Here is a 25,073-nt window from a genome sequence, read left to right on the forward strand (position 1 = left end):
ACTTCAGAGCCCAGTGTGACGTGTTGTGTTGTTAGGGGTTCCGCAGCAGCCGGCGCAGGAGCACCACAAAGATAGTTGCGGAGGCTGCAAGTGCGGCAAGTGGCTTCCAGCGGACGCCGGCGCCGTCCGGGGATCCGGAGAAGTCAGCGAACTTTTGGCTGGCCTTGGCAGCGCCATGTTCGACGGCAGCCTTGCCCTCCCCCAGTTTTTCCTTGGCAGCGCCCAGCAGGAACATGGCCTGCGGCTTGATGTCGAGCTCGGTATCCAGTTCGTCGCGGATCTGGGCCAGGTGGCGCCGGCGCTGCTCCAGGCGGCGGTGAAGCTCGGGTTCGGAGGCCTGCGGGAACTCTTTTTTGTGCGCCTCGGCCTTGGCTTCCTTCTCGGCCTTGGCCTTCGCGGCAGCCTCGTCCTTGGCAGCCTTGGCGGCCTTGGCCTCCGGGCTGGCCGGATCGAGCAGCGCGGCGTTGAAGTCCGAGCCTTCCTTGGCGATGCCGAGATCGTGTTTGATGCCGCGGATGGTCTCGGCCGGGACCAGGGGCATGGCCTGCTTGAATTTGCGAACGCCGATCAGGCCGCCAATGAGGGCGATGACCAGGAACAGGGCGCAGACGAGCAGCGCGGCGAGCCACGCCGGCATGATGGTGGCCAGGCCCATAATGGCGGCCACGATCAGGCCAACCACCAGGAAAGCCACAAAAATAAGCGCAACGGCGAAGAAGGCTGCGGCGACACCTACCTGGATGCCCTTGCGCTTCAGCTCGATCTTGGCGAAGGCGATTTCATCGTTGAGTTGGCGAGGGGCCAGACGGAAAAGAAGTTTCAGCGTCCTGGGCAGCGCGGTGATCCGCAATCCCTGGCTGGTGCGCCCGGTGTGACGTCCGCTCATCGGTTCCCGCCTAACTTGTTGCGTAGTCTGCTGCCTGGTTGGTTCGGCATCCGTGTGCTGTGGGAGCCCGCGGCAGCACGGTCCCGCCCCCAAAACTATCATTCAGGTTCAGCGCAAACTTCCGGGTTGGCCGCACGGCGCGCCTGCAACCCCGGAAAGATGGAACTTCCGGGGCCTAGGATTGATCTCCGTGACCACTCCCTCGAATCCGGGCGATTCGCTGACCCGCCGCCGGAAACTGTTGTACATCCTCCTCCTCGGCGCCCTCACCGCGTTGGGTCCGTTCACGATCGACCTGTACCTGCCTGCGTTCCCGGCACTGGAAGCGAGCCTCGGGGTCACCGAGGCCCAGGTTCAGCTGACACTGGCCGGCACCACCGTCGGCTTTGCCCTCGGCCAGCTGGTGGTGGGCCCCTTCAGCGACAAGTTCGGCCGGCGGCTCCCGCTGATCCTGGCCACGGCCCTGCACATTGCCTCCTCCGTGGGAGCAGCCCTGTCCACCGATATCTCCACGCTGGGCCTCTTCCGCGTCCTCATGGGCGTGGGTGCTGCGGGCGGCGGCGTGGTGGCGATGGCAATGGTGCGGGACCTGTTCTCCGGCTATGCCATGGTCCGGATGTTCTCGCGCATGGCCCTGGTGAACGGGCTGGCACCGATCCTGGCACCGGTGATCGGATCGCAGCTGCTCCTGGTGATGCCCTGGCCGGGAATCTTCGTGTTCCTGGCCGGCTACGGCACCCTGGTGATCATCGCCGCGCTCGTTTTGGTCCGCGAAACACTGCCACCGGAGAAACGCGGCCTGACCGGAATGACCGCCGGCCAGCGCTACAAAGTTCTTTTTACGGACCGGATCTTCGTGGGCCTGTTGGTGGTGGGCGGCATGAACTTCGCTGGCCTCTTCACCTACCTGTCCGCGTCGCCGTTCCTGTTCCAGGACATTTTCGGGTTCTCGCCGCAGGAATACGGCCTGCTGTTCGGCATCAATTCCCTGGGCATTGTGGCCGGCGTCCAGACCAGCTCCAGGCTCATCCGTACTGTCCCGCCGCAATGGATCCTTGCTTGTTCCACAGCCTGGATGTTCCTTATGGCCCTGCTGATCGTGGTCTTTGACCAGGCCGGCCTGGGGCTCTGGGGTGTGATGGTTCCGCTCTGGTTCTACATCATGGGCGCAGGCTTTACATTCCCCTGCGTGCAGGTGCTGGCCCTGAGCAGCCACGGCGCACAGGCCGGGACGGCCGCGTCCCTCCTGGGTGCCGCGACCTTCCTGATGGCCGGCCTGGTTTCACCGGTGGCGGGGTGGCTGGGCATCACCAGCTCCACCCCCATGGGCGCCGTTCAGGCCGCTTGCATACTGGTGGCGATAGCGGGCCTCTGGCTGGTCGTCAGGCCCCGCAGCGTGCCCTCGATCCACTGAACCCCGTCGACCCAATGATGAAACCCACAAAACGCAAACCGCACCGCAACCCCCGGGGACTGTTCCTCGGGGCGGTGCTGGGCGCCGTCGCCGGTTACTTCCTTGGGCGCGTGTTCGGCAGTGGCGCCATCGGCATCATCCTCGGCGCGCTGGCAGGTGCTGCCCTGCTGTACCGGGTCAACCCGGGCCCCTGGAACCGTCCCTAGCTGTTGGGACGTGGCGCCAAATCCCGGTCCACCGGGGAGGGCCCACCCCTGCCGCCCGGGAGCTTTCCCACGATAAAATGAATCCGTGCCCCGCTGGCAGTTCCACTCGCCGCCCCCGGCCACATGGCAACGTTGCGACTCAGGCATATTGCCCATGTGGTGGGACCGGCTGTGCGCCCAAACCGGCCAGCAGTCCGCGGCCCTCTATGCCGCCGGACTCTTCACGGACGACCGGCGGCGGCCCATCGCGCAGTGGTTCAACGCCGCCTTCAACGCCGCCCTCCTGGTGGCCCCGGAGACCTCGCCTGAGTGGCCCGTGCAGCGCTTCGGGATCTTCTACGCACCACCGGCCTCCGGCTTCGTCCGCGTGTATTCAGCACCCCATGAATGGCATCCGCGCGAGCCCCGCAAGTACCCCACCGAGCAGGACGCCTTCCGCGCGGCCATTGCCGAGGCTGAGCGCTTCCTGCAGGTGGAAATGGACTTTGTGTGAATGCAAAAGATCCCCGCCCTCACAGAGGCCGGGGATCTTTTGTTTGTTTGCTCCTCCTGCTGGACTTGAACCAGCAACCCTTCGATTAACAGTCGAATGCTCTGCCAATTGAGCTAAGGAGGAATGAAGCAGGTACGACCTTAGCAAAGCTTTCCCAGGAATGGGAAATCGGCGGCGGTACACCACGAAATACCCTCCCCGGGTATAAAAAAATCCCCGTTCCGGAGATCCGGAACGGGGATTGTGCGCTCCTCCTGCTGGACTTGAACCAGCAACCCTTCGATTAACAGTCGAATGCTCTGCCAATTGAGCTAAGGAGGAATGAAGCGGGTACCAGCCTAGCAAAGACACCCGCTGGAAGCGAAATCAGGAGTGAAATCGGCGCGTTTCAGGCGTCCGAGCGCAGTGCCCGGCGCTCCATTTCGAGCATCATCAGTTCCCTGTTGAGCCGCTGGAAATCCTCCGGGTTCGCTGCCGGATCCAGCCGTTGCAGCTGGCCCATCTTGTCCGCCTTGACCCGCGTGATCTGGAGCTCGAACAGCCGGGACAGAATGTCCTTGCAGTACTTCTGGACGGCTTCAGCGGTGCTCGCGGGAAGCGGCACCACAGCAAGCTCGGACACCAGCGGCCGGAGGGGTTCCGGGACTTCGTGCATCACTTGTTCCACCCAGCGCAGGGGCTCACCGATAAGTCCGGGACCCGAGGCGCGCATGGCGTCGTGCACGGCCTGGAACGCCGGCGTTACGAACCGTGCGGCCGCGAAGCGCTCCCAGATGCCGCCGCCCAGAAGGGCGGACTCCTGCAGCGCCACTTCCAGCGCCTGCCGCTCCATGGAGGCCACGGGGTCCCGGGGGTCGGGCCGCTGGTAGGAAGGGACGGCGCCCGACGTCGGCCCGGCAGCCACGCCGGGTCCGCCCGCCTGGGCGGAACCCGCCGCGGCGGACGCCATCTGGCCCGGGGCACCGGCGGGCGTTCCCGGTGCAGCCGGCCCGCCCGGGGCGGCACGCTTCATGGCGACGCCCACAGCCCGGCTGACGTCTTCAACCGAGATGCCGAGCCAGCCGGCCAGTTCCCGGGCATACTCGGGCCTGATGGCTGCGTCGCGGATCTGCGCCACCACCGGAGCCGATTCCCGCAGCGCGGCCACCCGGCCCTCCACGGTGTCCAGGTTGTGGCGCCTGAGCGTGGCCTTGATGGCAAACTCGAACAGCGGCCGGCGCGTGGCGATCAGGTCCTGCACGGCGGCGTCGCCCCTGCTTTGGCGCAGGTCGCAGGGGTCGGCGCCGGTGGGCTCCACGGCAACATAGGTCTGGGCGGTAAAGCGCTGGTCTTCCTCGAAGGCACGCAGTGCCGCCTTCTGCCCGGCGGCGTCACCGTCAAAGGTGAAGATGACCTCTCCCCCGGTGCCGTCGTCGGATAGCAAGCGGCGGGCGATCTTAATGTGCTCGGTGCCGAACGCCGTGCCGCAGGTGGCCACCGCCGTCGGAATTCCCGCCAGGTGGCAGGCCATCACGTCGGTGTATCCCTCCACCACCACGAGCTGGCGGTCTTTGGCGATGCTGCGCTTGGCGAGGTCGATCCCGTAGAGCACCTGGGACTTCTTGTAGAGCGTGGTTTCGGGAGTGTTGAGGTATTTGGGCCCCTGGTCGTCCTCGTAGAGTTTGCGGGCGCCGAAGCCGATGGTGTCGCCGGCGATATCGCGGATGGGCCAGATGAGCCTGCCACGGAACCGGTCATAGATGCCCCGGTTGCCTTCGGAGAACATGCCCGTTAGCTTCAGCTCCTGGTCCGTGAAGCCACGGCCGCGCAGGTGCTTCAGCAGCGCATCCCAGCCCTGCGGCGCGTAGCCCACGCCGAACTGCTCCGAGGCGGCGCGGTCAAAGCCGCGGCCGAACAGGAAGTTCCGGCCTTCGGCGGCCCCGGGCGTCAGCAGCTGGGCGCGGAAGTACTCATCGGCGATTTTGTGGGCATCCAGGAGGCGCTGGCGCTTGCCCACTTCCTCACGGTTGGGGCCGGTGCCGCCGTCTTCGTAGCGCAGTTCGTACCCGATGCGGGCCGCCAGCTTTTCCACTGCCTCGTGGAAAGAGGTGTGGTCCTGTTTCTGCACAAAGGCGATGACGTCCCCGTCTTCGCCGCACCCGAAGCAGTGGTACCTGCCCACCTGGGGGCGCACGGTGAACGACGGCGACCGCTCGTCGTGGAAGGGGCACAGGCCCTTGTAGGTTCCCAGCCCGGCACCCTTGAGCGTGACGTAGCCGTCAACCACTTCCTTGATGTCCGTGCGCTGGCGTACTTCGTCTATGTCTTCACGTTTGATCAGGCCAGCCACAGAGCCATCCTAGTCGCGGGGTCCGACAGCGAACGCGTCGCTATGGCGTCTGTCACCACAGCGAGGGAAGGCTCCCCACAAGCCGTTCGTACATTGCCAGCGCCGAGCCGTCTGTCAGCGACGCCACCTGATCGATGACCACCCTGAGCCGCGCGCCGTCGTCGGGCGCGTCCCGCCAGTCAGCCGCGAACATCGGCTCCAGGTGGCGGTCCCCCGTGGCGTTCAGGGCGGTGACCAGCGCGTGCAGCACCTCGCGCTGGCGCTCGTAGATGGGCTGGCGGTGTTCGGTGGTCATCACAAACGTGGTGGCCAGGCCCTTCATCACCGCGATCTCCATGACCGTCTCGTCCGGGACCATCAGCTCGGCGCTGTACCGCGTGAGGTTTTCCGGGCCGTAGACGGCACGGGTGGCCTCCAGGGCGCTCTGGCAGAACCGGCCGATCAGCTGGCTGGTCATGTTCTTCAGGGCGGCCATGGACTTGCGGCTGCCGTCGGCCTCGCGGACCCACACGTCGGTGGCTTCCAACCGGGCCAGGGCGGCGTCGATCGCGGCGGGGTCGTTGTGCGGGAGGTACCACTGCTTGGCGTAGCCCACCACACGGGCCCGGTGGTCCGGGTTGTCCATCCAGCGCAGCTGGAAGTGCCCGGCCACGATCGCGTCCTCGACGTCGTGCACGGAATAGGAAATGTCGTCGGCCAGGTCCATAACCTGCGCCTCCAGGCACGAGCGGCGTTCCGGCGCACCCTCCCTGATCCAGTTGAAGATGGGCAGATCGTCCTCATAGGCGCCGAACTTGCTGGTGCGCTGGCCGTGGATCACCGGCGCGTTCAGCGCGGACCAAGGGTATTTGGCCGCGGCATCCAGGCTGGCCCTCGTGAGGTTCAGGCCGGCCGGGCGCCCGTCGGTGGCCAGGACCTTGGGCTCCAGCCGGGTGAGGAGCCGGAGGGTCTGGGCGTTGCCTTCGAAGCCGCCGATGGCATGCGCCACCTCGTTCAGGGCGGACTCGCCGTTGTGCCCGAACGGCGGGTGCCCCAGGTCATGGCTCAGGCAGGCGGTGTCCACCACGTCCGGGTCGCAGCCCAGGGCGCGGCCCAGTTCCCGTCCCACCTGGGCAACCTCGAGGCTGTGGGTCAGCCGGGTGCGGACGAAGTCGTCGGTGTCCGGGGCAACTACCTGCGTTTTCGCGCCGAGGCGGCGCAGGGCGGAAGAGTGCAGCACCCGGGCGCGGTCCCGCTCAAAGTCGGAGCGGTAGTTGTTTTTGGGCGGTTCCTCCACCCAGCGGGCGGAATCGTGGGCCTCGTAGCCGGGCAGGGCCTGCGCCGTGGTGCGCGTCTCAGCCACCGGAAACATCCAGCTCCGCGGCGGAGATGTCCTGGGACTGCGCGGCGTTCAGGGCACGGGATTCCAGCCAGTCCTTGGGCAGGGCCGGCTTTTTGGGCGAGCCTGCGCGGCCGCGCGGGCCTTCGGCATCCACGCCGGGGTACGGCGAGCCCAGGTCCAGCTGGTCCAGCGTGTCGCGCAGCACCTCCAGGCTGGTCACCATGGCCAGTTTGGTCCGCAGTTCACTGCCCACCACATAGCCCTTGAAATACCAGGCCATGTGCTTGCGGATCTCCCGGAGCGCTTTGCCTTCATCACCGAAGGTTTCCACCATCAGCTCAGCGTGCCGGTAGACGCTCTCGGCCACCTTGCCCAGGTCCGGCTGGTGGCGGACATCGCTTCCCTCGAAGGCCGCCATCAGGTCGCCGAACAGCCACGGGCGGCCCTGGCAGCCACGGCCCACCACCACGCCGTCGACGCCGGTTTCGCGGACCATCCGGACAGCATCTTCCGCGGACCAGATATCGCCGTTGCCCAGGACAGGGATGTCCGGGAGCGCCTCGCGCAGGCGGGCGATTGCGGTCCAGTCGGCCTGGCCGGAGTAGAACTGCGCAGCGGTGCGGCCGTGGAGAGCGACGGCGGCGACCCCGGCATCGCGGGCGATCCGGCCGGCGTCGAGGTACGTCAGGTGGTCATCGTCGATGCCCTTGCGCATCTTGATGGTGAGCGGGACATTGCCCTTGGACGCTTCCTTGACCGCGGTCTGGACAATCGAGGTGAAGAGATCGGTCTTCCAGGGCAGGGCGGACCCGCCGCCGCGCCGGGTCACCTTGGGAACGGGGCAGCCGAAGTTCAGGTCGATATGGTCCGCGCGGTCCTCTTCGACAAGCATGCGCACTGCCTGGCCCACGGTAACGGGGTCCACGCCGTACAGCTGGACGGAGCGGACTTTTTCGTCGTCGTCGTGCGAGATGATGCGCAGGGATTCGGGTGTGCGTTCAACGAGGGCGCGTGAAGTGACCATCTCCGCCACGTACAGGCCGCCGCCGTATTCACGGCACAAACGACGAAAAGCGGAGTTGGTGATGCCCGCCATGGGAGCCAGGATCACGGGGGTGTCCACCGTGATGGGGCCCAGCTTCAGGGGCGGGAGTTCCAGCTTGGGGGCGGGAGGCGTTGCGGTAACAGTCACCTGTCCATTGTCGCAAAGGCGGGCAAATCGGCGCGCCGAGCCCATTTGGGTCGCCATGGCTTCGTTCAGTTGCCGTTCAGCCGCGGTCTGCCCGGCGCCCCCTCCAGGTGGTGGCAGGATCGGCGGAATCTTCCGTGGACTGCCGTGACCGCCTCTCAAAGGCGGCCGCTGCGAGCGCACCGGTATCGCCGACGTCGTCCGCGTTGATGGAAGCAGCGCCCGAGGTGCCATCGGGGCGGCGGTCTTCGTCCGGGACGCCAATGGCGGGCTGACCCGCCGTCCTGACGCCGGTGGCCTTAACCACCAGCACGGCGATCAGGGTGGTTACGGGGATGGCGAGGACCAGGCCTATGGAGCCGACGAGGGTGCGGATGACTTCCTCGGAAAGCTCGGCGCTGGTCAGGGTGTCCCCCAGCGGCCGGTTGTACAGCATCACGATGATCAGGATGGGCAAGGCTGCGCCGGCGTAGGCGAACGCGATGGTGTACACCGTGGAGGCGATATGGTCCCGGCCGATCCGCATGGCCGAGGTGAAGAGTTTGCGGGCGCTGGTGCCGGGAGCCAACTCGTAGAGTTCCCAAACGGCGGAGGACTGCGTGATGGTGACATCGTTCAGGACACCGAGTCCGGAGATGATGAGGCCGCACAGGATCACCCCGGAAATGGAGATGTTGGCCGAGGTATTGATGAGGGTGGTGGCGTCATGGCTGCCCACCCCGGCCAGGTTGGCGGCGTCGGTGGCCCAAGCTGCCAGCAGCGCCGTGATGGCCAGGCCGAACATGGTGCCCAGCAGTGCCGTGGATGTCCGCGCGGAGAAACCGTGGGCAAAATACAGGACCCCGATCATGATCACCGTTGACCCCACCAGCGCCAGCAGCAGGGGAGGTTTTCCCTCCACCAGGCCGGGCAGCATAAAGCCGGCAAGGACGAAGTACGCGCCCACCAGCCCCAGGAGTGCCCGGAATCCACGCCAGCGCGCCACCGCGATGACCACCAGGGCATAGAGGAGCGCCAGTATCACGATGGGCAGGGTCCGGACGAAGTCAACAAAGATGTAGCTCGGGGACCCCTGCGACGCCGAGGCGCCCTGGGCGTTGGAAAGGTTCAGGTACCTGATCTGGTCACCCGGTTTCACGCCGTGTGATTTCGCCACATCCGGACTGATCACCACTTTGACGGGGCTGCCGCCCTGGTCCGGTTCAGTAAAGGCAAACATGCAGTCGGAGCCGGCGGGGGCGGGCTGGCCGCTGGTGTCCGAGGATTGGCCAGGGGCGGTGGAGCCCTGCATGCAGCTTTCTTCCACGACGCTCTGGATCTTGCCCGTATCGAACGTGACGCCGGGCGCCGCCGAATAGGGGCTGGCAAGGGAGATGCCGTCCTTGGACCCGGACGGCCACAGCATGGCCATGCCCGCCAGGGTCAGAAGCGTCAGCGGCACCAGCACCGCGGCCAGGATGCGGTTTGCCTTCCGGCGGGCAGCAATCGCCTGGGCCGTCGGCTCCGAATGATCTGTTGAAACGTGGGTGTGACCGGAGCCCATCAGCAGTTGAACCTCATACCTTGAACTCTACGTCCGGCGCCTTAAGGTTGGTAAATGGCAGGAACCGGGAGGAACCACGCGTGACGGACCGCAGGACTGAATTCCATACCAACGAACCTGCTGCGAGGCGGGAGGCGGCGCTCACTGTGCTGGCGGCCGCCGGGATAACGCGGGGCGTGGCACTGGTCCTGCACGGGGGCAAGGCACACAGCTTTGAGCCCGTGGAGGCCCGCCACCTGAGCCCGCTGCGCATGGTCACGTTCGCCCGTCACCTGCACCGTGCCGGGAAGGACCACGGGCTGGCGGTGTGGTCCCTGCGGAACAGCGTGCGTGGCTGGAACGGGCCGGACCGGTCCGCACTGCAGGATGCCCGCTGGGCCCTCCAGCAAATGAGTGCGCAGTACCCTGGGGTTCCCGTGTATCTGGTGGGGCACTCAATGGGCGGCCTCACCGCAGTGAGTGCCGCGGACGATCCGCAGGTGGACGCCGTGGTGGCGCTGGCCCCGTGGCTCGGCCCGGAGACACCCGCCACCCCGCTCGCCGGACGAAAGGTCCTGATTGTCCACGGCACGGGAGACCATATGACCAGCCCGTCCCAGTCCTTGGCGTTTGCGCGCCGAGCCACCGGGACAGCAGCCTGCATGCAGTATGTTTCGCTGCGCGGTTCCGGGCATTTTATGGTGCGCCGCGGCCGGCTGTGGCACACGTTGGCCACCGGTTTTGTGATGAAGGCTTTCGCCGAGCGCACCGGGTTCACACACCAGGCCTCGAGCAAGCTGACTGAGCTGGTGCCCGGGTCCGCCGCCGAGGTGGCCCTGTGAGCCCTTTTCCGTGGCCGGAGTTCGCGGCGTCGCTGCCCTGGACAGCACTGGCGGTCCTGGCGGTCCTGGCGCTGACGTTTGGTGTGGCCGTCCGGCAGGGCCGGCACTCGGTGATGGACGTCGCGTGGGGCCCCGGCTTCGTTGCGGTGGCCGTGGTGTCCTGGTTCCTGTCGGCCGGATCGGGCGATGACACCCGCCGGGCCTTGTTGCTTCTGCTGACGGCGGTCTGGGGGTTGCGGCTGGGCGGCCATATTGGCTGGCGGGCGCGCGACGGACATGAAGACCCGCGCTACAAGGCCCTGCTGGACCCGGCGCCCGGATCCAGGAACGCGTTCGCGCTCCGCCGTGTCTACCTGCCGCAGGGCGTGGTTATGTTTTTTGTGACCCTGACGCTGCAGGTGGGGATGTTCGCCACCGGGCCTGTCGGGTGGGTGGCCGTGCTCGGCGTCCTGCTGTGGGTGACGGGGTTTGTGTTCGAGACCGTGGGCGACTGGCAGCTGGCCCGGTTCAAGAAGGATCCGTCCCGCCGCGGCACGGTGTTGGATACCGGTTTGTGGCGGTATACCCGGCATCCCAACTATTTCGGCGACGCGGCTATCTGGACGGGGCTGTTCCTCATCGCCGCAGACTCCTGGCCGGGCATCCTGACCATCCTGTCCCCGGCACTGATGGTGTGGACGCTGGCCGGGAAGACCGGGAAGCCCTTGACGGAAAAGGCGATGTCCGGGCGGCCCGGTTACCGGGAATACGTCGAGGCAACCAGCGGCTTCATCCCGTGGCCGCCTAAACGCCGGTAACCTCCCCCGGGTGGGGTCAGTCCGAGACGATCAGCGTTTCGGCACCGGCCTGGCGCGCCTTGCCGGATTCCAGCAAGGGCTCGACGGCGGCGCGCAGCGCGGTCATCGAATCGTCCAGTTCCAGCATGACCGGGTGCTGGTACGCGAGGAGCGAGAGCAGGTCACGGACGGCGGCTGCGGCGTCGTCTGCCTCAAGCGCGGGTTCGTGGCCCACAAACACATCCGTGGCCTTTGCGCCCTGGGCCGAAGCATCCGCCGTCGGGTCCTGGGCTGCCTCCGCATAGCTCACCGCAAAGGCACGGATCCGGCCCTTCTTGCTGGGGGAAACCCCGGCGCCAAAGGCGGATCCCGGCTCGGCGCGCAGCACCAGCGCACCGTGGGCGCCGGTGAGGTCATCCAGGAACAGCTTCTGCACCTGCCCCACCGACAGCACGCCCGGCGAATCCCAGCCGTGGATCGACGTGTAATACCGCCCCACGACGTCGGTCAGCTCAACCGAGCCGGTGGCGAGGTCCATCACGACGTCGGAGCCGGCGTTTTCGTCGTTGGCCAGCCCGCCGCCGTCGTTCTTCGCAGGGAACACGGGCAGCTTGAGTGCGCCCGGCTCCACCACCACCAGCCGGGAACGCTGGATGGGCGCGAGCCCGAACGCCTCGGCGAACGCGGCCCCCGGAGTGCCCGGCTGCACTTTCGCGCGCAGCCGGGTAACGCCCGACGGCGCCTGCTCGGCTTCGCGGCGCAGCATGGTCAGGAGCGTGGCACCGATGCCGGCGCGGCGGTGATCGCGCGCCACCTCGATGTAGGTCCACAGCCGCTCCGGGTGCAGCGAGGCCTCGTAAACCACGCCCGCCGCCACCGGAATGCCGACGCCGTCAATGACGTCCTCGGCCACGATGCAGCGCCGCCAGGGGGTGCCGTCCGTGCCGGCTGAGGAGACGGTCAGGGCACCGCGGAACTGCCGGGCCTGCTCGGTCTCCGGGCCGCCCCAGATTTCCAGCAGCGTCAGGTCATCGCCCTCACGCCATTCGCGGTATTCGATCGCCATGCTCAGGCGCCGATCAGGCGGGCGGCCAAGTAGCCTTCCACCTTGTCCAGCGAGACGCGTTCCTGGCTCATGGAGTCGCGTTCACGGATGGTCACGGCCTGGTCCTCGAGGGTGTCGAAGTCCACGGTGATGCAGAACGGGGTGCCGATCTCATCCTGGCGGCGGTAGCGGCGGCCGATCGCGCCGGCGTCGTCGAAGTCGATGTTCCAGTTCTTGCGCAGCTGCGCGCCCAGGTCCTTGGCCTTCGGCGAGAGGTCCTCGTTGCGGCTCAACGGCAGCACCGCAGCCTTGACGGGGGCCAGGCGCGGGTCAAGGCGCAGGACGGTACGGACGTCGACGCCGCCCTTGGCGTTGGGTGCCTCGTCCTCGGTGTACGCGTCCACCAGGAACGCCATGAAGGAACGGGTCAGGCCTGCGGCCGGCTCGATCACGTACGGGGTGTAGCGCTCGTTGGTGGCCTGGTTGAAGTAGCTCAGGTCCTGGCCGGAGGCCTTGGAGTGCGTGGAGAGGTCGAAGTCGGTGCGGTTGGCGATGCCTTCGAGCTCGCCCCATTCGGAGCCCTGGAAGCCGAAGCGGTATTCGATGTCCGTGGTGCCCTTGGAGTAGTGGCTGAGCTTGTCCAGCGGGTGCTCGAAGAAGCGCAGGTTCTCTTCCCGGATGCCCAGGCCGGTGTACCAGGACATGCGCTCTTTCATCCAGTACTGGTGCCACTCTTCGTCCGTGCCGGGCTCGACGAAGAACTCCATTTCCATCTGCTCGAACTCACGGGTGCGGAAGATGAAGTTGCCCGGTGTGATCTCGTTGCGGAAGGACTTGCCGATCTGGCCGATGCCGAAGGGCGGCTTCTTGCGGGAGGTGGTCAGGACGTTGCTGAAGTTCACGAATATGCCCTGGGCCGTTTCGGGGCGCAGGTAGTGCATGCCTTCGTCGCTGGCCACCGGGCCGAGGAAGGTCTTGAGCAGGCCGGAGAACTCCTGGGGGTCGGTCCATTCGCCGCGCGTGCCGCAGTTGACGCAGGCAATGTCCTTCAGGCCGTTCTCGGCGGGGCGGCCCTTCTTTTCCTCGTACTCTTCCTCGAGGTGGTCCGCGCGGTAGCGCTTGTGGCAGGAGAGGCACTCCACGAGCGGGTCCGAGAAGACATCAACGTGGCCGGAGGCTTCCCATACCTGGCGGGGCAGGATGACGGAGGAATCCAGGCCCACCACGTCCTCGCGGCCGCGGACCATGGACTGCCACCACTGGCGCTTGATGTTTTCCTTCAGCTCGGCGCCGAGGGGTCCGTAGTCCCAGGCAGAGCGCGAGCCTCCGTAGATTTCACCGGCCTGGAACACAAAACCCCTTCGCTTGGAAAGGGAAATGACCTGGTCGAGTACGGATTTTGCTGCCATGGTGGACTCCAATTTCTACAGGGCCGCTGGGTGCGGTCCGCGGGTATCTGGCCCCGCTGCACGTGGGTGCATCACCGCTGGGTGCGGGCGGGGCGGGCGAAGGAACAAGTTGCAGAGAACTGCGTGTCCTAGCCTACCGGCCGCTGCCTCCGGAAGGCGCCCCGCGGCCACGGCAGTGTGGCCAGGATGATGGCGGCCAGCGTCAGCAGTGTGCCCAGGACGGTGGCCGGGGCCACGACGCTCCCGGGGGCCGGCACCAGGAGGTCCAGCCCCAGGGAGCCAAGGAGCTGTCCGGCGATCATGCCGAGCCCGGTCACCAGCACTCCCAGGCTCCGATGCCCAGCCGGTCCACCAGCAGCCCGCTCAGGGTCTGCCCCGTCACCGCGGCCACGGTAAACAGTGCCACACCCAGGATGCCCACGGTGAAGGACGCGCGAAGACAAATAGGGCACCGATGCCGCCGGCCAGCACGTACACGGGCGGGAAAGCCCGGGTCCGGACGGCTGGCAGGATCCTGGCCAGGCCGGCGCGGCCGGATCAGGGAGATCAGGACATCACCACCAGGTCGGTGCTGAAACCCACCACGGCCGAGGCGATGCCGTCGTTGAGCCGGACGCCGAGGGCCCCGTTGATCCGGCCCTGGACGGGAATGGCCAGTCCCGCGCCGACGGCCAGCGGGAGCCCCGCGAAGCGCGGCAGCCGTGGGGTGTGGGTCATTGAATTCACCTTACGTCAGGCATTATTGCTTGTATGAGCAACCAGGACATTCAAGAGATCCCCATCCGCGACAGCATGATCCGTCTTGGCCAGCTCCTGAAGCTCGCCAGCCTGGTGGAGGACGGCGTGGAAGCCGCCGAGCTGATCAAAAATGGACTCGTCAAGGTCAACGGCGAGATCGAGGACCGCCGCGGACGCCAGCTGCACAACGGCGACACCGTCACCGTCAACGGGCAGACCGTGCAGGTTGTGGCACCGGAAGCCTGATTAACAGGCCTGGCCCAGCCCCAGACGGTGAGGACAGCGTAAGCGGCCGGCGGCACTGTGCCACCGGCCGCCGTCGTACGTTTATTTGTTCAGCACCTCGTGCGTCAGGAACTCGGAGACGTGCCCGATTTCCTGCTGGTTGATGCCGTGCCACATGCCCGTGTATAGGACCTTGGTGAGCTTGACGTGCCCGCGCACCCAGCCCATGGTGTACTCGATCTTGTCGGGCGTGATCACGGGGTCCTGCTGGTCGCGGCCCCAGAAGAGCGGCACTGTACCGTCCAGTTCGCCATCCTTGAACGTGGGGTCCCCGTCCGCGTTGACCACAAAACCGGAAAGCCCGACGACGGCGGCGTAGTCAGCGGGGCGCTGCCGGAGCAGCGTGGTGGCCATCGCCATTCCCATGGAAAAGCCGAGCAGCGTCACCGTCGGGTGGTCGGCCTTGACGGTGTCAATCCAGTCCTGCACGTAACCGGCGCCAGCTTTGACGGCGTCGAGCGTGTATTCGATGGAGGCCGTCAGGGGGAACCACATAAACCCGGGGCCCGTAGCCAGGGGCGCCCGGAGCGAAGCAACTACAAAGTCTTCGGGAAGCATATCCGCCAGGCTAAGCAAGTCCTGTTCGTTGGCGCCGTAGCCGTGGAGCAGCACCAGCAGCGGCTTTCCGGTGCGCTGGTCCTCCGGCCGGGACCACAGAACAACGGGGGCGGGAAATACTTGGGCGTCAGTCATGGTTCCATTCTTACAGTTACCCGGCGGTAACTACCTACGGTGGCGTAGCTTGTGAGCAAGGAGGCAGGATAGGACCGTGAATGACACAAAAGCCATGCAGAGCCCGCCCAGGGCCACGGAAGCCCACCCCTGGAGCCGCTATGTGGCGATGGGAGATTCGTTCACCGAGGGCATCGGCGACCCGGACCCCACAAGCCCCGGCGGCTTCCGCGGCTGGGCGGACCGCGTGGCCGAGGAACTGGGCAGGGGCCAGGCGGACTTCGCCTATGCCAACCTGGCCGTCCGCGGCCGGCTGCTGCAGCAGATCGTGGACCAACAGCTCGCTCCGTGCCTGGCGCTTAAGCCGGACCTGATAACCCTTTCCGCCGGCGGCAACGATCTCATCAGGCCGGGCGGCGACCCCGACGCCCTCGCCGAAAAACTTGATTCAGTGGTCCAGATCCTGGCCATGGGCGGCGCCACGGTGGTGCTGTTCAACGGTCCGGATACCGGATCCTCGGTCCTGGGACGGATCCGCAGCAAGGTGGCCATCTACAACGAGAACCTCCGCACAGTGGCCGCCCGCCATGACGCCATCATCGCCGACATGTGGTCGCTCAAGCAGCTGAACGATCCGCAGATGTGGGACGAAGACCGCCTGCATTTTTCGCCGCTGGGACACCACACCATCGCCGCCATGGTGCTGGAATCGCTCAACGTGGACCACACGCTCGAGCCTCTCCGGCCCAAGCCCCTGCCCACCCGCACGTGGCGGACAGCCCGCTCCGAGGACCTGGTGTGGGCCCGCGAGTACTTTGTCCCGTGGGTGGTGCGGCGGCTGCGCCACCGCTCCTCCGGCGACGGAATCACCGCAAAACGCCCGACGCCGGGACCCGTGTTCGGCCCGGGCGTTCCGTTGGGTTCCGGCGAGGGGCCGCTGGGCACCATCGACGCCCGGCGCTAGCGGCGGCCCGGCGTGACCGGCGGCCCGGCGTGACCCCGGGACAGCTCCCCCGGACGGGCATGAATCCGGATGAGGTAGTGCGGCGGCGGCTTCACGCCCAACGGCTGCGCGGGCCCGGCCTGGGCGCCCCGGAGGACGCCGTCCGGCACTCGCTGGCTGTCCAGACGCAGGAGTTTCCTTACGCCCGCTGGAGCCTGGCGCAAAGGACCGGCAGTCTTGGACCTGCCGTTGGGGCCCCGTCTCACCGGGTTGCTGCCACCTCGACTTCGGTGGCCACAGCCGCGGAGGTGGAGGAGGCGGTGTCCGACGGGCGCATCCTGCGCACCCATATCCTGCGGCCCACCTGGCATTTTGTGCACCGCGAGGACCTTCGCTGGCTGACGGCCTTGTCCGCGCCGCGGCTTCACCAGGGCAACGCGGGCATGTCCCGGCAGACCGGGATTGATGCCGCCGCCGCTGACCGGAGCGGACAGGTCCTGGCCGAAGCCGTCCGGGGCGGCTCACACCTGACCCGCGAACAGCTGGCCTCGCGGCTGCAGGACGAAGGGTTCGCGGCCACCGGCTTCCAGCTGGCCTACCTGATCATGCACGCCGAGATCAGCGGAATCCTGACCAGCGGGTCGCCAGTGCGCAGCCGGGGCGGGTCCCTGAAGCAGACCTACGCCCTTTTTGACGAGCGTGTACCTGCCGGCCCGCCCGGGCCTCCCACCCGGGCCGAAGCGCTCAGCGAGCTCGTCCGGCGCTACTTCACCAGCCGCGGTCCGGCCACCGTCAAGGACTGCGCCGATTGGTCCGGGCTCACCATGGCCGACGTGCGCCTCGGCCTCCAACAGACCCTGGCGGCTGCTCCCGAAACGCTGGCAACGTTGGTGATTGACGGCGTCGAGCATTATTTCGACGCCGGCGCGGAGGGCGGTTCGGAGGCCGGCAACGCCACGGCCGCGGCAGGACCGCGGATCGACCTGATCCAGTGCTACGACGAATACGTGATGGGCTATTCAGCAACGCGGCACTATCTGGGCGGCAGCGCTCCGGCGTTCCCGGTCGCCGGGGATCCGATGCATGTGGTGCTGCTGGACGGGCGGATGGCCGGCTGCTGGCGGCACACCATGTTCTCCGGCCGCTGTGAGCTGGATATCCGGCTGTCCGCTGCCGCGGACCGGGCCACGGAAGATGCCGTGCAGGACGCCGTGGACCGGTACGGGGCCTTCCTGGGGATCCCGGCCGCGCGTGTGGGCTCCGGGGTTAAGCTGGAAGGACACATATGAGAGGCGCTACACCGTGAACAGCTTGTTTTTCTGGATCATCATTCTGTCGTTCGTGATACCGATGGCGATGCGGATGTACCGGAAATCCGTGAACAAACGGAACCAGGAGCAGAGCTTTTCCGGCCGCTACCCCGAGCAGTTTCCAGGCGGCGGGCAGTACCCGGGCAGCGATCAGTACCCGGGGCCGCAGAACAAGCAGCCCCGTGACGGCTACACGCAGCAGGATTACATGAGTGGCGGCTTCCGGCAGATCATGAGCCCGCAGCCCCTGCCGCCGAGCCAGCCGTTGCCGCCCATGCAGCCGATTCCTTCTGCGGATCAGCAGTTCCCGCCGTACGGCCAGCCGCAACCCAACGGCCAGCCGGTGCCGGAGCAGCGCGCGGAAGCACCGCAGCAGCCTGCCGCCCCCGGCATTCCCCTGCCGCCGTCGGGCCCGCAGGGATACCGTGCCCGCAAGCTGGCCGAACTCGACCAGCAGTACAGCAACGGCGAGCTGGCCATGGAGGACTACATGAAGCGCCGCTCCGACATCATGAACGGCTGATCGCTTAGTCAGCGCGAAAGGACACTTGAGGCCCTGATTCCAGGGCCTCAAGTGTCCTCTCGCGTTTAAGGGCAGGGGCTCAAGTGTCCCCTGGCGCTTAGATCAGGAACGTGTCTCGGAGCTGGACGCCGAGCTGGCCGATCTCGGTCAGGAAGCCGTCGTGGCCGATCGGGGCCTCAATAACGTGCACGTCCACGTCGCCGGGGAGCGCGTCAGCCAGTTCACGGGACTGGGACGGGAAGTACAGCCGGTCGCTGTCCACCGCAGCCACGAAGAACCTGGCAGTGGCCCGGCCCAAGGCCTCGTTCAGCGAGCCCCGCCCGCGGCAGACGTCGTGGCTCATCAGGGCGTCGGTGATGGCGATGTAGCTGTTGGCATCAAAGCGCCGCACCAGCTTTTTGCCCTGGTGGTCCAGGTAGCTTTCCACCTGGTAGCGGCCCCGCTCCCCCAGCGCTGCCGCCTGGAACGGCGATTCGGGGTGCTGGGCCGACCGGCCGAAGCGGCCATGGAATTCCTCGGCGGAGCGGTAGGTGATGTGCGCGATGCGCCGTGCCAGGGCCAGTCCGTCCTCCGGCAGCGGACCGCCGTAGTAGTCGCCGTTGTTAAAATTGCTGTCCTGGCGGATGGCGAGCGTCTGCGCCTGGGCGAATGCGATCTGTTCGGCGGTGCTGGCGGCACCGATCGAGATAACGGCGCACCGCTGAACCCGTTCCGGATAGGTGACCGCCCATTCCAGGGCCCGCGCGCCGCCCATGGAACCGCCCAGCACGGCGTACCAGCTCGGGATTCCCAGCTGGTCAGCCAGCCTGGCCTCGGCCGCGGTGGTGTCCCGCAGCGTTACCAACGGAAAGCGGGACCCCCACGGCTTGCCGTCCGGGGCATCCGAGGACGGCCCAGTGGAGCCGTAGCAGCCGCCCACGATGTTGATGGAGACCACAAAGAACCGGTCCGTGTCCACCGGCGCACCCGGCCCGGCCAGCTGTTCCCACCAGCCGGGCTCGTCGCTGTCGCCGCGCGTCACGTGTGTGCTTCCGGTCAGGGCGTGCTCAATCAGGACGGCGTTGGAGCCGTCCGCGTTGAGGGTTCCCCACGTTTCATAGCCGAGGGTGACTTCCGGGAGGTATCCGCCGGCTTCGAGCTCGAGTCCGCCAATACTGGCGTAACGGACCACACCGTTCCCGGGTTCTGCGGTACGGGAAATCGTAATCGTCATGGAAGGACCTTTTCTACGCGCTTGCCCACCGTCAATTGACCGGCAGGCCAGGTCCTCACCCGGGGCACCCCGCCGCAAAAGAGGGTTGCCGGCCAGCAAGCCGGGGCTGTCGCTGGCACTCATGACCTGCTTCGAGTGTACGAACAGCCCCGGTCTATTGCTAAGCGTGTGACTGGTTGTGACTTCGCGGGAGCCCTACTGCGGCTGGCCTGCCGCGTCTTTGTTGGGCTCCGCCGCACCCTTGGCCGCCCGGAAATGTCCACTCCTGACGCATCAGGATTCCGGTAAGGCTACCCTTAGCTGAGAGCCGGATCACAAAGTGCCAAGATGATGGCATGCGCATGGATCACGTCTCTTACGCCTGTGAACAAGATGGCCTCGTTGCCACCACCGAACGTATCTCGTCCGCCCTTGGCGTTGAAGCCGTGAAGGGTGGCGTGCACCCCCGGTTTGGAACCCGGAACATGATTATTCCCCTCGCGGGCCATAAATACCTGGAAGTCGTGGAGGTCCTGAACCACCCGGCATCGGACAAGGCTCCCTTCGGGCAGGCTGTCCGGGCCCGATCCGAAGCCGGCGGCGGCTGGATGGGCTGGTGCGTCGAAGTGGACGACCTCGCTCCGTTCGAAGACCGCCTGGGCCGTGCCGCCGTCAACGGCAACCGCAAGTTCCCGGACGGCCGCGAGCTGGTCTGGAAGCAGATCGGCATCCTGGGCCTGATCGCGGACCCTCAGGTCCCGTACATGCTCAAGTGGGAGGGTGACCCCGCCTTGCACCCGTCCAACGCCTATGAGAGCAACGTCAAGATGAGCTGCCTGACCATAGCCGGTTCCGCCGAACGCGTGACGGAATGGCTGGGCGAGCCCGTCGAGAAGCCGCTGGAGGATGTGGCCGTTGACTGGGTGGCTCCGCATGGAACCCCGGGCATCCTGTCAGTAACCTTCGAAACCGCTACCGGAGCAGTCACCATCTGATTGCACGTTCAATAGCTTCGGCCGCCATCAGCGGGTGCCAATGATGCCACCCACCGATGGCGGCCGAATCCTTTTAAGCTGGACCTGAGCCGGACAAACCCCCTTAGCCCAGGCCCACAGCCCTGCCAAAGAGGCTGAAGCCAACGAAGGCAACGATGTCCAGCAGCGCGTGTGCGATAACCAGCGGCATCACCCGTTTGGTCTTTGTGTAGAGCCAGGCGAAGACCACACCCATCACTGCGTTGCCGATGAACGGCCCGAAGCCTTGATAAAGGTGGTAGCTGCCGCGGAGCATCGAGCTAGTGAAGATGGCCAGGGGCATGCTCCAGCCGAACTTGCCGAAGCGGTCCAGGAGGTAACCCACCACAATGACTTCTTCCACGATGGCGTGCCGCAGCGCGGACAGGATCAGGACGGGAACCGTCCACCAGTATGAGTCGAGCGCGCTGGGGATGATGGCGGTGGTGATCCCCAGGGCACGTCCCGCTGCGTAGAGGCCCAGCGACGGGATCCCGATCAGCGCCGCGAGGCCAAAGCCCTGCAGCAGGTCACGGCCCGGCCGGGCGAAGTTGAACCCCAGCTTCCGGAAGGCGGACCAGCCTTGGGGGCTCACTCCGGCGCCGGATTGCCGCTGGTCCGTAAGGAAGTAGATGACCAGCAGCACGGGCACGAGGGCGAAAATGATGTCCAGCAGCTGGTAGGTGAGATCGAAGTATTCGCGGGGGCTCTGTGACCGGTTCAGCGTGGACGTGCCTTCGGCCAGCGGTGCACGCGTCATCTTGTCCAGCAGCTGCACCACCGAGTAGACGGCGGACTGCCCCAGGGACAGACCCAGCACAATCCAGACTTCAATCCGCAGCCGACGGCGGGAGGGAACCAACATGGTTCCATCTTGCCTTTAGTTTCTGGTTCTTCGCTGATTCGGGGGTGGCCAGCTCGCCGGGGCTGACCAAAGTGAGAGAGCGTCCGCCGAAAACGCACCAAAAGTGAGAGAGCATCCTCGGGGCGGCACCTATGCTTGGGGCTTATGAGCGCGCCAGGGAAAATCTTCATGATCCGGCACGGCCAGTCCGCGGCCAATGTCGATACGTCCATCTACAACAGGGTCCCGGACTACCGGATTCCGTTGACTCCCCTGGGCCTGGCGCAGGCCACGGCGGCCGGCGAACGGATCCGCCGCGAGCTGGACGGCCGCCAGGTCTGCGTTTATGTATCGCCGTACCTGCGGGCGCACCAGACCCTGGAGGCACTCAACCTTGGCAGCCTCACGGAACGGGTGATCGAAGAGCCACGCCTCCGTGAGCAGGACTGGGCCAATTTTCAGATCACCGGCGATATCGAGGACCAGAAGGAACTCCGCAACGCCTACGGCCATTTCTTCTACCGGTTCCGGGAAGGCGAATCCGGCTCCGACGTCTACGACCGGATCTCGTCGTTCATGGAGACGCTGTATCGCCACTGGTCTAAGCCGGACTACGCCCCCAACACCTTGCTGGTGACCCACGGGCTCACCATGCGGCTGTTCTGCATGCGCTGGTTCCACTGGTCGGTGGAGTATTTCGAATCACTCAACAACCCGGACAATGCCGCGGTGCGGACCCTTCTGCGCACCGACCTGGGCAAGTACGAACTCGATATTCCGTTCAGCCAGTGGGTGGACCGCCGGGTGGACGAGACCGTCCTGGATGCGCCGCCGATGATCTTTTAGGGGTTGTTGCTGGTCACTTAGTGCGGAGCCACGATCACTTCGGTGCCGTTGGCTTCGAACGCTGCCTTGTCCTCCGCGGAGATACCGGAGTCGGTGATCAGGCGGTTGAACGCGTAGCCGTCCATGGTGGCGAAGGCTCTGACGCCAACTTTGGAGGAGTCGGCCAGGACATAGGAAACCCGGGCCCGGCTGGCCAGCAGGGCATTCACTGACGCTTCACCCTCCCCCGTGTTGGTGGGGCCTACCTCGGGGTCGATGCCATTGACGCCGATGAAGGCGATGTCCATGACCACCTTTTGCATGATGATGTCGGTGTACGGGCCCACCAGTTCGTAGGAGCGGGGGTTCAGGATGCCGCCGGTCACCATGACTTTGATGTTGGGGCGGACAGCCAACTGCGCAGCGATATTGATGGCGTTGGTAACCACCGTCAGGGTGGGCTGGTTGGCGGGAGCGTTGAGGTCCTCCCGCGTTGCCAGGATCTGCGCGAGGGCCGTGCTGGTGGTGCCGCCGCAAAGCCCGATCACCGCGCCGGGTGAAATGAGCGCCGAAGCCGCCTGGGCAATCTGTTCCTTGGCTTCGGCGTGGTCGTCACGGTTGTACCGGCCGGGGAGGTCGTACGCCAGGGCGCCGGTGGTGGCTCCGCCCCGGGTGCGGGTCAGCAGCCGTCGCTTGGCCAGGCTGTCCAGATCACGCCGTGCCGTGGCCGGCGATACACCCAGCGTGCCCACGATTTCTTCCACCTCCACCTGGCCGGTTTTGGCGAGGATATTGAGGATGGCCGTCAAGCGGTCAGTGCGGGTCATGGGGGCCTCTCAGCGATCAAACAGTCACCAGAATATGACGTTATCTGATCATAACAGTTCGTAACAATCATTTTGCGTCAACAAATCGGAGTCTGGCTACCGTGCCCGCGCACCGGCCCGCCACACACCGTACGTCAGCGGCATGCCCGGGCGGTAGGCGAGGTGCGTGGCGGAGGGGGCGTTGAGCATGTGCAGGTCTGCCCGGTGCCCGACGGCGAGCGAACCCACCGCCCGTACGCCGTCGGCGTCGTGCCCTGCCTCCCGGTGCAGCGCCAGCGCGCCTCCATAGGTTCCGGCACGCACCGCTTCGTGGACGCTCAGGCGCATCTGCAGGACGGCCGTAGCCACGTTGAACGCCATGGAGCTGGTGTAGGACGTACCCGGGTTGCAGTTGGAGGCCAGCGCCACCTGCACCCCGGCGTCCAACAGTTCGCGCCCCGGGGCCAGCGGCTGCCGGGTGGAAAGATCGCACGCGGGGAGGCAGGTTGCGACGGTGCCGCGGTCCCCCGTGCCTGTGTCCGGATTCCAGGCGGACCAGCTTTCCGCCAGCGCCGCCACATCACGGGCCGACAGGTAGTTCACGTGGTCCACGCTGGCTGCCCCGAGTTCCACCGCGAGCTGCACGCCGGGACCCTCGCCGAGCTGGTTGCCGTGGACGCGGATCCCCAGCCCGGCGGCCCGGCACGCCTCCAGCACACGGCGGGACTGCTCGACGTTGAAGGCTCCTTCCTCGCAGAACACGTCCGCCCACCGGACGTAGGGCCGGACGGCGTCAAGCATGGGCCCGCAGACGAGGTCGGTGTAGGCCTCCGCATCGGTGCCCGCGGGTACCAGGTGGGCGCCCAGGTAGGTGACTTCGTCTGCGACGGTGGAGGCGATCCGGGCGATCCGGGCCTCGTGCTCAATGTCCAGCCCGTACCCGGTCTTGGTTTCGACGTAGGTGGTGCCCTGCGATACGGCCTCGGACACGCGCGCCATCGCCAGCCGGGTGAGGTCGAAATCGGAGGCCCGCCGGGTGGCGTCCATGGTTACGGCGATGCCGCCGGCCGAATACGACTCCCCTGCCATCCGCGCCTCGAACTCCGCAGTGCGGTCGCCGGCGAAGACCAGGTGCGTGTGCGAATCCACCCAGCCCGGCAGCACGGCCCGGCCGCCGGCGTCCACGGCGTCATCGGCCGCCGGCGCATCCGCGGCGGAACCGAGCCAGGCGATCCGTTCGCCCTCGATCACCACGGCGGCATTCCTAAGGACGCGGTGTTCCAGGTCCTGGGTCATCAGCTCGGCGATATTGGTGATCAGGGTGCTCATAGGTTCCATTGTTCAGCGCCGGATGGACCAGCGCGCGGCGGCCAGCGCCTCCGCTGTCCGGGATGCCGGATGGTGGGCCGCGCCGGAACTGTGCCCGGCGCTGTGCCCGGCGCCCTGTCCTGCCAGGATTTGCGCGGCGGCGAGCTCCGCCATGGCCGATGAGGTCTGGAAACCGTAACCGCCCTGACCGGCAAGCCAGAAGAACCCTGGGGCTTCGGCGTCGAAACCGGCTACCGGGACGCCGTCGGCTGCCTCGGTCCGGAGCCCCGTCCACGCGCTCCGTACTCCGCGGATTCCCAACGTGGTCAGCTGGTTGAGCCTCACGATCAGCCGCTCGATATCGCCGGGCCGCGGCCGGGCGTCCTCCGGTCCGCTGGGCACCGTTTCCGACGGCGAGATCAGCACGTGCTCCCCCTCGCGGCGGAAGTAGAACGAATTGTCCGCTGCCGCCACCATGGGGCTGTGCTCGGGCAAGGGACGTTTGACGTCGACAACTGCCGCAGTGCGCCGGTACGGCTGCAGCCCAAGTTTCTCCACCCCGCTGATCACCGCGATTTCATCAGCCCAGGCGCCCGCCGCGTTGACCAGCACCCCGGCTTCGAAAGCTTCCTGCCCGGCGCCGATCTCCCAGCCCGAGCCCAGCCGCTGGGCGGAATGTACGCGGGCCCCAGTGATGATGTCGGCGCCGGCGGCTTCTGCACGCTGCCGGTGGTCGGCCAGCAGCAGCGGGGCGTTGCAGCCGAAGGATCCGGTGTCCAGGCCGGCGGCGGAGAAAGCCCCGGGGACCAGCGCAGGGCAAAGCTCCAGTGCCCGGTCATGCGTGATGGGACTCATGTGGCCGCTGGCCTCGGCGCGGACGGACTCCTCGGTGCCGATGAGCATAAAACTCCGCGGCGTCAGGACAGGTTCGGGCAGTTGCGCGTCCCGGGCCGCCATCAGCTCCAGGGTCCGGACCGTGAGTTCCTGGACCACCTCAGGGCCGTAACTCGGAATAAGCTGGCGGGCGGAGCGGGAGGACGTGTGGTACGCCAGCTCCTGCTCCGCTTCCACCAGCGCCACGCTGCAGCTGCCCGCGAGCGCGGAGGCCAGGGACAGGCCGGCGATGCCGCCGCCCACAATCAGGACGTCGTAGTGTGCTGCCATGGCTCCATCCTTGCAGAG

At 66.6% G+C, this 25,073-nt stretch carries 24 protein-coding genes, 2 tRNA genes, 1 pseudogene and 1 riboswitch; of the genes and pseudogenes, 11 read left to right on the forward strand and 16 right to left on the reverse strand.

Annotation, left to right across the window (positions count from 1 at the left end; translation table 11 throughout):
• Positions 1-31: 31 nt before the first annotated feature.
• Complete coding sequence (locus ACX80X_RS00690) at positions 32-886, reverse strand: phage holin family protein (protein ID WP_252599985.1); 855 nt, start codon at positions 884-886, stop codon at positions 32-34.
• Between the two features lie 190 nt (positions 887-1,076).
• On the opposite strand from ACX80X_RS00690, the gene ACX80X_RS00695 reads away from it, so the two are divergent.
• The 3 genes from ACX80X_RS00695 to ACX80X_RS00705 all read left to right on the forward strand — a co-directional run bounded on the left by ACX80X_RS00695 (position 1,077) and on the right by ACX80X_RS00705 (position 2,999).
• Positions 1,077-2,300, forward strand: coding sequence for a multidrug effflux MFS transporter (locus ACX80X_RS00695; RefSeq protein WP_252599984.1), 1,224 nt, complete (start codon positions 1,077-1,079; stop codon positions 2,298-2,300).
• Positions 2,301-2,314: 14 nt separating this feature from the next.
• On the forward strand, positions 2,315-2,506 hold the full coding sequence (locus ACX80X_RS00700) for a hypothetical protein (RefSeq protein ID WP_252599983.1): 192 nt from the start codon (positions 2,315-2,317) through the stop codon (positions 2,504-2,506).
• A gap of 85 nt (positions 2,507-2,591) precedes the next feature.
• Positions 2,592-2,999: a hypothetical protein gene (locus ACX80X_RS00705; RefSeq protein ID WP_252607866.1), complete on the forward strand. Its 408-nt coding sequence runs from the start codon at positions 2,592-2,594 to the stop codon at positions 2,997-2,999.
• A 50-nt stretch (positions 3,000-3,049) separates the two neighbouring features.
• Here ACX80X_RS00705 and ACX80X_RS00710 read toward each other — a convergent pair.
• The 6 genes from ACX80X_RS00710 to ACX80X_RS00735 form a co-directional block, all read right to left on the reverse strand.
• A tRNA-Asn gene (locus ACX80X_RS00710) sits at positions 3,050-3,122 on the reverse strand.
• Between the two features lie 125 nt (positions 3,123-3,247).
• A tRNA-Asn gene (locus ACX80X_RS00715) sits at positions 3,248-3,320 on the reverse strand.
• 67 nt (positions 3,321-3,387) lie between these two features.
• Positions 3,388-5,328: a DNA primase gene (dnaG, locus tag ACX80X_RS00720; protein ID WP_252613683.1), complete on the reverse strand. Its 1,941-nt coding sequence runs from the start codon at positions 5,326-5,328 to the stop codon at positions 3,388-3,390.
• A 52-nt stretch (positions 5,329-5,380) separates the two neighbouring features.
• Positions 5,381-6,679 carry a deoxyguanosinetriphosphate triphosphohydrolase gene (locus ACX80X_RS00725; RefSeq protein ID WP_252599980.1) on the reverse strand — a complete coding sequence of 433 codons (1,299 nt, stop codon included), beginning with the start codon at positions 6,677-6,679 and terminating at the stop codon, positions 5,381-5,383.
• Positions 6,663-7,841 (reverse strand): tRNA dihydrouridine synthase DusB, encoded by a 1,179-nt coding sequence (gene dusB / locus ACX80X_RS00730; RefSeq protein WP_252599979.1) that lies wholly within the window; start codon positions 7,839-7,841, stop codon positions 6,663-6,665. The genes ACX80X_RS00725 and dusB overlap by 17 nt, the downstream gene beginning before the upstream one ends.
• A 76-nt stretch (positions 7,842-7,917) precedes the next feature.
• The gene (locus ACX80X_RS00735; RefSeq protein WP_252613684.1) at positions 7,918-9,381 is read right to left on the reverse strand and encodes a YibE/F family protein; all 1,464 of its coding nucleotides are present in this window, start codon (positions 9,379-9,381) and stop codon (positions 7,918-7,920) included.
• A gap of 80 nt (positions 9,382-9,461) precedes the next feature.
• Between ACX80X_RS00735 and ACX80X_RS00740 the strand changes: the two genes are divergently transcribed.
• Together ACX80X_RS00740 and ACX80X_RS00745 are read left to right on the forward strand one after the other, a co-directional pair.
• Positions 9,462-10,202 carry an alpha/beta hydrolase gene (locus ACX80X_RS00740; RefSeq protein WP_252613685.1) on the forward strand — a complete coding sequence of 247 codons (741 nt, stop codon included), beginning with the start codon at positions 9,462-9,464 and terminating at the stop codon, positions 10,200-10,202.
• Entirely contained in the window at positions 10,199-10,999 is an 801-nt protein-coding gene (locus ACX80X_RS00745; protein ID WP_252613686.1) for a DUF1295 domain-containing protein, read from the forward strand. The genes ACX80X_RS00740 and ACX80X_RS00745 overlap by 4 nt, the downstream gene beginning before the upstream one ends.
• A gap of 16 nt (positions 11,000-11,015) precedes the next feature.
• Here ACX80X_RS00745 and ACX80X_RS00750 read toward each other — a convergent pair whose 3' ends face one another.
• The 3 genes and pseudogenes from ACX80X_RS00750 to ACX80X_RS00760 form a co-directional block, all read right to left on the reverse strand.
• Positions 11,016-12,044: a GNAT family N-acetyltransferase gene (locus tag ACX80X_RS00750; RefSeq protein WP_252613687.1), complete on the reverse strand. Its 1,029-nt coding sequence runs from the start codon at positions 12,042-12,044 to the stop codon at positions 11,016-11,018.
• Between the two features lie 2 nt (positions 12,045-12,046).
• Entirely contained in the window at positions 12,047-13,432 is a 1,386-nt protein-coding gene (locus tag ACX80X_RS00755) for a glycine--tRNA ligase (protein ID WP_252599974.1), read from the reverse strand.
• Positions 13,433-13,560: 128 nt separating this feature from the next.
• Positions 13,561-14,149, reverse strand: a pseudogene (locus ACX80X_RS00760) (DMT family transporter).
• Positions 14,150-14,182: 33 nt separating this feature from the next.
• On the opposite strand from ACX80X_RS00760, the gene ACX80X_RS00765 reads away from it, so the two are divergent.
• Positions 14,183-14,416, forward strand: coding sequence for an RNA-binding S4 domain-containing protein (locus tag ACX80X_RS00765; protein WP_104063054.1), 234 nt, complete (start codon positions 14,183-14,185; stop codon positions 14,414-14,416).
• 81 nt (positions 14,417-14,497) lie between these two features.
• On the opposite strand, the gene ACX80X_RS00770 is transcribed toward ACX80X_RS00765, so the two are convergent.
• Positions 14,498-15,148 (reverse strand): alpha/beta hydrolase, encoded by a 651-nt coding sequence (locus ACX80X_RS00770; RefSeq protein ID WP_252599973.1) that lies wholly within the window; start codon positions 15,146-15,148, stop codon positions 14,498-14,500.
• A 94-nt stretch (positions 15,149-15,242) separates the two neighbouring features.
• On the opposite strand from ACX80X_RS00770, the gene ACX80X_RS00775 reads away from it, so the two are divergent.
• The 3 genes from ACX80X_RS00775 to ACX80X_RS00785 are packed head-to-tail and all read left to right on the forward strand — an operon-like array spanning position 15,243 to position 17,903.
• Complete coding sequence (locus tag ACX80X_RS00775) at positions 15,243-16,091, forward strand: SGNH/GDSL hydrolase family protein (RefSeq protein ID WP_459310990.1); 849 nt, start codon at positions 15,243-15,245, stop codon at positions 16,089-16,091.
• Between the two features lie 59 nt (positions 16,092-16,150).
• Positions 16,151-17,359, forward strand: coding sequence for a winged helix DNA-binding domain-containing protein (locus tag ACX80X_RS00780; protein WP_459310949.1), 1,209 nt, complete (start codon positions 16,151-16,153; stop codon positions 17,357-17,359).
• Between the two features lie 13 nt (positions 17,360-17,372).
• Complete coding sequence (locus tag ACX80X_RS00785; RefSeq protein WP_252599972.1) at positions 17,373-17,903, forward strand: hypothetical protein; 531 nt, start codon at positions 17,373-17,375, stop codon at positions 17,901-17,903.
• 97 nt (positions 17,904-18,000) lie between these two features.
• On the opposite strand, the gene metX is transcribed toward ACX80X_RS00785, so the two are convergent.
• The gene (gene metX, locus ACX80X_RS00790) at positions 18,001-19,116 is read right to left on the reverse strand and encodes a homoserine O-acetyltransferase MetX (protein ID WP_252599971.1); all 1,116 of its coding nucleotides are present in this window, start codon (positions 19,114-19,116) and stop codon (positions 18,001-18,003) included.
• Positions 19,117-19,128: 12 nt separating this feature from the next.
• A riboswitch (SAM riboswitch) is annotated at positions 19,129-19,243 on the reverse strand.
• 208 nt (positions 19,244-19,451) lie between these two features.
• On the opposite strand from metX, the gene ACX80X_RS00795 reads away from it, so the two are divergent.
• On the forward strand, positions 19,452-20,090 hold the full coding sequence (locus ACX80X_RS00795) for a VOC family protein (protein WP_056348211.1): 639 nt from the start codon (positions 19,452-19,454) through the stop codon (positions 20,088-20,090).
• A gap of 103 nt (positions 20,091-20,193) precedes the next feature.
• On the opposite strand, the gene ACX80X_RS00800 is transcribed toward ACX80X_RS00795, so the two are convergent.
• Complete coding sequence (locus ACX80X_RS00800; RefSeq protein ID WP_252613688.1) at positions 20,194-20,973, reverse strand: CPBP family intramembrane glutamic endopeptidase; 780 nt, start codon at positions 20,971-20,973, stop codon at positions 20,194-20,196.
• Between the two features lie 144 nt (positions 20,974-21,117).
• On the opposite strand from ACX80X_RS00800, the gene ACX80X_RS00805 reads away from it, so the two are divergent.
• A complete protein-coding gene (locus tag ACX80X_RS00805) occupies positions 21,118-21,798 on the forward strand; it encodes a histidine phosphatase family protein (protein WP_252599969.1) in 681 nt (226 codons plus the stop codon).
• Between the two features lie 17 nt (positions 21,799-21,815).
• Here the strand turns inward: ACX80X_RS00805 and ACX80X_RS00810 are convergent, their stop codons facing one another.
• The 3 genes from ACX80X_RS00810 to ACX80X_RS00820 form a co-directional block, all read right to left on the reverse strand.
• A complete protein-coding gene (locus ACX80X_RS00810; RefSeq protein WP_459310952.1) occupies positions 21,816-22,604 on the reverse strand; it encodes a DeoR/GlpR family DNA-binding transcription regulator in 789 nt (262 codons plus the stop codon).
• Between the two features lie 96 nt (positions 22,605-22,700).
• The gene (gene hutI, locus ACX80X_RS00815) at positions 22,701-23,912 is read right to left on the reverse strand and encodes an imidazolonepropionase (RefSeq protein WP_252599967.1); all 1,212 of its coding nucleotides are present in this window, start codon (positions 23,910-23,912) and stop codon (positions 22,701-22,703) included.
• Positions 23,913-23,924: 12 nt separating this feature from the next.
• Entirely contained in the window at positions 23,925-25,055 is a 1,131-nt protein-coding gene (locus ACX80X_RS00820) for an NAD(P)/FAD-dependent oxidoreductase (RefSeq protein ID WP_459310954.1), read from the reverse strand.
• Positions 25,056-25,073: the final 18 nt, after the last annotated feature.

The sequence above is a fragment of the Pseudarthrobacter sp. MDT3-1 genome, assembly GCF_054510755.1.